At 56.3% G+C, this 1,521-nt stretch carries 1 protein-coding gene; it reads right to left on the bottom strand.

All coding sequences use genetic code 11. The features are described 5' to 3' along the window. Positions 1-112: 112 nt before the first annotated feature. The gene (locus ACQ4M4_RS28690; protein WP_430687884.1) at positions 113-1,429 is read right to left on the bottom strand and encodes an NF041680 family putative transposase; all 1,317 of its coding nucleotides are present in this window, start codon (positions 1,427-1,429) and stop codon (positions 113-115) included. Between the last annotated feature and the right edge of the window lie 92 nt (positions 1,430-1,521).

The raw sequence follows: 1,521 nt of genomic DNA, 5'->3' as shown, positions 1-1,521 counted from the left end.
CTCGAGTTTGGACTAAGTTGGTTCTCGGACTGCTCGATTGGGTGACATGGTAGATTGCCTCACCTGCAAGATGAAGTTGGGGCAAACGGAGGATAGCTCAAACCGACTAAACTTAAGCAGTTGCTGCCGTTGGAGGGCTCAGGGATTGCTCGGATTTCTTCTGTTTGGACACTCGTTTTTTGACCGTCGGATAGCCGATTCGGGCAGGTGGGTGATGTCCGGGAGCACGACCGGGAGATTTTCCGCGAGGTTTGGGAGCAACTGCCGGTGTGCCAATCGCCGCTAGAATGCTCGCAAACGCTTGTGCCACCCGACCTGGAGAGAGTTTCTCTTGAGCGGATTGCCAGGGCAGAGGATGGTCACGACACTCCGAACGAGCCAGCCAAAGTTGCCAGGTGAGCCACGGCATCAGGGCACTCCAGCGTTCCGTTGCCTGCACACTACTGAACTGAGGCTGTGTCCAATATAACCTCTGCTTGGCAAAGCGATACCAATGCTCCAGAGCAAAGCGGCGCAGGTAACTGAGCCAGAGGGTCTCTAGTGGCAGCATCGTCTGCCCTAACCAGGCTAACCATAATGGGGGCAACGCTCGTTTTTTCCCGGGGGGCGGTTCCACCACCTCCACCCGCAGGATCTCCATCGGACGCTTGGGCGATTTCTGGAAATGGTACTGGCTCCACCGGGTGAGGCGCACTCGCCCCAGTTTGGGATGCTCAACCTCTTGGCACTCGGTGGGAGATGCCCACGTGAGTGGGTCATTGAGCGTCATCTTGTGCCCATGCTTCATCGGGGCCCCTCGTCCTTTGTAGACCGGGGGGGCACCATACACACATCGGTTGGAGGCCAACCGTAGCAATAGGTCGGTCTCAATCCCTGCCGTCTGATTGACAAAGCTGGCATTGCCATAGCCCCGGTCATAGACCCCTAAGGGACGGACACCGAGATGGCGCACCACTTGTTTGAGCTGAAAGGCGGCTTTACTCGCGGCGGTCTCAAAGCTCGTCAACCGCTCATGACGCAAGGGCAACGCCCAACTGCCACTCCCCTCGGGAATCCAGGCTAAGGTACTGTAGCGGTGTCCCACACTCACGGCTTTGCCTGAGCCACCGCTGAAGGTGCGATCTTTCAAGTGCTTGGCAGAAGGACGCTTCCAGTCGCTCACATCCCCCGCCAGTACCGGTTGCCCGACCTTTGGAATCTCTTGCACCAGCACTTTGAACACCTTCGCCCGTCGCAGGCGACCATCGTGAAGGGCGGCGTAGGTGCTCGACCATTGCCGACGAAACACTGGGCTTTGCGACAGACTCACAAACGACAGGATGCACCCACTCACTAGCACCGCATCCATTAGGTCAAAGAGGGCATCCCTAGCATTGCCAAGACTGTTGTACAGCGTTTGACGAAAGTCTTGAAGGTGTTTGAACATCATAGGGTCAATGTCATTAAAGTACTTCATTGACCTTACGGCAGTCAGTGGCTCTCATTGACTGCCTTCTTTTACAGAATTAGTCCAAACTCGAG

The organism is Leptolyngbya sp. AN02str, from assembly GCF_050565595.1.
Classification (GTDB): Bacteria; Cyanobacteriota; Cyanobacteriia; order Elainellales; family Elainellaceae; genus Kaiparowitsia.
Note: the sequence above shows the minus strand (reverse complement) of the source record. Positions and strands in the feature narration are given on the sequence as shown.

Bases quoted from the DNA above. Each gene is read 5' to 3' on its own strand.
- ACQ4M4_RS28690 (WP_430687884.1), bottom strand. From the start codon at position 1,429: ATGATGTTCAAACACCTTCAAGACTTTCGTCAAACGCTGTACAACAGT.